2 protein-coding genes are annotated in these 5,473 nt (G+C 44.2%); both read right to left on the reverse strand.

Features of this window, described 5'->3' with window-relative positions:
* Positions 1-20: 20 nt before the first annotated feature.
* Entirely contained in the window at positions 21-1,001 is a 981-nt protein-coding gene (locus tag U9Q77_02375) for a cyclic nucleotide-binding domain-containing protein (GenBank protein ID MEA3286210.1), read from the reverse strand.
* Between the two features lie 3 nt (positions 1,002-1,004).
* Complete coding sequence (locus U9Q77_02380) at positions 1,005-5,390, reverse strand: glycosyltransferase (protein MEA3286211.1); 4,386 nt, start codon at positions 5,388-5,390, stop codon at positions 1,005-1,007.
* Between the last annotated feature and the right edge of the window lie 83 nt (positions 5,391-5,473).

Genomic DNA, 5,473 nt, shown 5'->3' on the forward strand with positions numbered 1-5,473 from the left:
ATGATTAGATACCTCAAATCCTATAACTTTGAGTCCATTTGTTCGAACTCTGCTATGGTCTCATTCATGCTGTTGAGAGTTTGCAGCTTTTCCTTATTCACCACATACATTTTCACATCATCTTTATCCAGCTTTGAGGATATCAGATCGCTGTCTCGGAATTGCTTTAATTCACGCTTATAATCAGTCAAGGACAATTCGTGGACTTCATTGAAGCGTTCTTCAAACAGGTGTTGCTCGATCTCGGGCTCCCAGCGCTGTTCCCGCATGATCTTATGCAGAAAGCTGATCACATCGGCTTCTTTCTGATCCATTTTGCGAAACTCAAGCGCTACTTCATTGCCCTGTTTTTCAATGAAACGGGAGCGACAGTAATCAGCGAAGAACTTGAACTGGTTTAGATCTCGCATGACGAGAATCCGCCCCTTTTCATAACTCATCTCACTTTTGGCCATGGGTGTCAGAGTGATCTTATTGAGCACCTGATCGACCTGCTTTGTCGGTAAGTTCAGCAAAATTGATATATCATTGGCAAGCGGCTTCCAGGGGGTGATCACTTCATCCAGTGCATTGGGCTCAATATTCGAGAGTATACTGCTTACCATCATGATAATCTGTCTGGAATTATCGTGGGTATTCAGTGTATCCGCTTTTTTATTAGCCTCACGCAGTCGTTCTGCCAGAATCTGAAAAAACGAGGTCATCCAGGGTGGTAAACCATCAAGATGCTTCTGAAACAGCATCCGGCTCATTTCAATGCATCGAGTTTTGCGCAAACTGGTGACAGTGGCCGAACGGGGCTGTCCATCAATAAGGGCCATTTCTCCAAATATAGCTCCGGTCTTCAGATGCGCATAAACCACCTTTTGATTGTTTTTGATTGAGGAGACCTCCACTGCTCCAGATTGTATGATAAACATGGAACTTCCAGGATCATGCTCTTTAAAGATGATCTCCCCTTCTTCAAATTCTCTGGCGGATTTTTTTTCCAGAAAGGTCATGATCTATGTCTCCAGGCTTTTGATAAATTGCTGGGCTACGGGCTGGGCTGGATCTATTTCCAACACTCTGTGGGTCAATTCAAGTGCTGTCTCATCCCGACCAGCTTCCAGATTCAGTTCTGCCAAACGTAATAAGGTTAATACATCATACGGCTCAAAGGTCAGAATATCATTCAATATCTGAATACCCGCTTGAAATTCATCATTCATCAGCATGATTTCAGCCAGATTGCGAGCTGCATCAAAGAATTGTTTATCCTTCTCCCAGGCAAGCTTGAAGAGTTTTTTAGCACTCTCCAGTTCACCTGATTCAGCTGCGATCAGACCAGATAGGTTATAGGCGACCGCATGCTCAGGATTCAAGCGAATCAGTCGACGGACACTTGAAATTGCCACTTCAGAACGATCAGATGATTTTGCAGCCATAACCAACCCCACCAGGGCATCTTCATATAGGGGATCCTCAGCGACCAATTGTTCAAATATTTCATAGGCAGCATCAAATTCACTCTTTTCCAGGTGCTCCATTCCAGCCAGATACAGATTGGGATGAAATTCATTCAATGGGTTTTTTATTTCGATCAACTCATCATAATTCACATCAGGCCATTTCCTGGTGAATACACTGCCCTTTGCTTTCAATGAGGCCGAATAATCGATCTGGTTTGCTTTAAAGGTCTGGCTACCATAATGATGAATAAATACACCCTCATGCACCATGATGGCATAGCCACCAGCCCGTACTTTGAGGCAAAGATCATCATCTTCGAAATTGCCGCTTCCAAAGCTTTCATCAAGCCCGTCAACCTCCTGATACAGGGTCTTTTCAAGGAGAACTGCAAATCCTGCGATCCGGCGGCGAGGAGTGATCTTATGCGGGTTTTGAGCAAGCACCCCTCCGGCATATTCATGATACCCGAGATCATCCTGATAGGGAATATCCGTGATCATTTGCCGACCGCTAATATGATTGGTGATGGGACCGACCATGCCGATCTTCTCATCTCGTTCCAATGCTGACACCAGGTGTGACAGCCATCCATCAGCAACCAGTACGTCATTGTTCAAAAGCAAAACATATTTTCCAGAAGCAAAATCCACGCCCTGGTTATTCCCGGCGGCAAAACCTTTATTCTCGGAATTCTCAATTAGTTTGTAGTTGGGCTTATCCTTGACCAACCGTTTGAGATATTTCCTGGTACCATCGGTAGAACCATTATCCACAAAAATGATCTCATGCGGATAGTCCGTATGTTCTTCAATGGATCTGACGCATTTGCGGGTATAGTCCAGCGCATTCCAGGTAAGCATGATGATGCTAACCAGCGGTACATCAGCATTCAATTGAGCAACTTGCTGTGTGAGCTCTGCCTTAACCAGATATTGATAGTGATTGGAATCTTCCTTGAGGCTTGCTACATCAAGACCACTTTTAGCAAGAGCATTTACAACTTTGTCGGGAGCACCCTGTCCTTCAAAAGAAGTAGCAGATATACTTATAATATGGTAACCAGACTGATTGAATAGATCATCTACAGATTTTCGGGTGAAAAAACGTAAATGAGTACGATCCAGAATACCGGCATCTTCGTAGTCCCAACGTCCTTCCAGTAAGCCCTTTACGACTGACCAGTGACGAACATTTGGAATACTGGCAATGATCTGTCCGTTGCGACTGAGTTTTCCAGTTATCATTTTAAGGATGGAGTGAGGGTCTTCCAGATGTTCAAGTACATCTGCAAAAATAATTACATCGAAGAATTGATCTGGTAACTCATCCATGGCTTCTTCAATACCCGAATGGACCACTTTGTCTAATTTTTGTTCTGCTTGACGAGCTGCTTTGCCAACTGGCTCGATACCCCAGACTTCGGCGCCCAGTTTTTGTTTGATCTCGGCTGCCATTTTTCCTGCAGCGCAACCAATATCCAATATTCTCCGTGCTTTTGGATCTATCAGTTCCTGGATATCCGGACGACTGAATTCATAATACTTATCAATTTGGGTTTGGGCATTGGCGGTATCCAGACAAGTAGTACAGGCTGCTGCTCTGTCCCAGGTGACCAGTTCGGCTGGATCTCTCACAAATTGGTTTTCGTCCTCAGTCACATCATCATATTGGGTATGCCATTTTGCATCTCGCTCATGTTGGTCAAAGCGGGCTTTTCGATCCTGAAATACTTTCTGCATTCCATGGGCTTGAGAGCGAATAGCATAGTGACGTAAAATGAAAGGAAGGGGATAGATCTTGCGTCCATCGAAGCTCACATCATGACCACCTAATTCCCATAGATTCACAGCTTGGCCGAAGTTCTTCCAGCACTTGACCTGAACAGCGTTATATGTGTGTATATCAAGGTCATAGCTGGATAGTGAATCTCGAACATCACTACCTGAAACGAAATTATTTCCAGTTGGTTTAAAATCAAACAGCTTAAAATTAATAGCATTATAACCTTCGGCATCAACCCGCTCGATCCCTGCCCGCAAGTTCAAATCCAGCCAGGGGGATTCCCTGAATTCATCTGCATCAGTATGGATATACCAGCCTGGTCCCATTTCTGCAGCGATGTCCTGTTTACGCCGGAGGATGTACCGCCAGGAATAAACATCATCAGGAATCTTCATACCAGCGTCTTCAGGGAAGGATTCGATTCGAATAACCCCTTTCCCCTGCCAGCGTTTCACCTCTGATAAAGTGTTGTCTGTGGAATGGTGATCGATGAAGACCACTTGAATATCCTGCTCCACCAGATCACGGATGACATGATAAATGACATCACCTTCGTTGTATGCGGCAATGATGGCAGTAATTGGAAATTTCATTTTTTTCTGCCAGCTTTCTATTCGTTTTGTTAAATGAAAAGGGTTATCCAACTGATATTGCTGAGCCCACTCACATTCTGTTTCTGTGTAACGCTCGGGGTGACTATTTACCAGTACGGCACTTACAGCTGGAAAGTGATCTTGAGTTCCATGTACTTCTGCCTGCTCCGGAATTTCAGGATTCCGCTGTAAATAGTCTTGAGCCCAATCCAGCTCAATCGGTTCGTAGACAGCAGCATTGTTCTGAATAATGCTGGCAACATACCATTCGTGTTTCACAACAGCCGTATCGATAAGCGAAGTATTTTCAGTTTTCCGATAATATTGGACTATTTCTGGCACATTATGAAAAGTGGCACCGATCCTGGCTGCACCGATCCAGAAATCCCAGTCCTCAAAACCAGCCACATTTTCCCGGTAACCTCCCTGTAGTTCCCAAACTGATCGATGATAGAGCGATCCGGCTGGTAGTTGATTACGTCTTAACAGATCAGCAGTATTAAAATCACTGGCACTCCAAAGTGAATCATCACTACCAAAGGACTGCAGCCATCCAAATGCCACAGTTGGTTGTTCACCATATTTCTCAACAGCTCCCATCAGTCTTTCCAAAGCTTTGGAATGGAGATAATCATCTGCATCCAATGCCAGAATAAACCGTCCAGTGGATTGCTTGATCCCATTATTACGGGCGATAGCTGGTTGACCACTGTTTGGTTGATCGATGAGCTGTATCCGGTAATGTGGATATTCTGCTATCAGGGTTTGAGCAACATCAACCGAGTTGTCCGTGCTGCCATCGTTAACAATGATCACTTCCCAATCGCTGAAGGTCTGCTTGACAACACTTTCAACTGCCTCTCGCAGGTAAGCAGCATAATTGTAACACGGAATCACTACTGATACGCTTGCCTTTCCGGTTACACTCCTATTACCATGCCTTTTAAGTGTACTTATTTGATCAGTTTGCTTTCCCTCATCCACGACCCTGTTTGATCTTAATTCCTGCTCCAACTCTTGATAATATTTATTAAACTGCTCCATCCGTTCAGCAACATGCTCAGTCTCAGCATGGTGGTCTAGATCCACTTCCACATCAGGTGATTTAATGACGGGTACACCATTAAGCAGGACATCACACATGTGATCCAGATGTTCATCCTGACCTGGTTTAAGATCTTCATCAGAATTATAAGTTATTCTTCCAAAATGAACATTTTGAACCTGGACTTGAGCAAAAGGGAGACTTTGACGAATAAAGTAGTGATATCCAAAACGGTATGCAGAAGTCAGCTGTTCCGGGCTCATGGGGACACTGATTGATTTTTCGATCAGTTGTTCCAGGTTTTCTGGGGTATCGAGGTTCAGGCTAAAATCCGAGGCGTAGAATGGACTCTTACTGGCATAAAGGCTTTGTTTACCCATGAAGGCTGCTTCAAGCCCTATGGTGGATATAAAAGTGAACACAGCAGCTGACATCTCAATTAGCTGATAAGAATTGACAGACTCTTCAGGCATGATAAAATCAATGTTTTCAGCAGAATTCTCCATGAGTTGTTTCAAGCTGTCCATGAATTGACTATTCTCACCGGTTATACCAGCGGTATTCGGGTGAACCCGGATGACGAGTTTCCAGTTAGATCTAT

Source organism: Candidatus Neomarinimicrobiota bacterium, assembly GCA_034716895.1.
Taxonomy (GTDB): Bacteria; Fidelibacterota; UBA8477; order UBA8477; family JABMPR01; genus JABMPR01.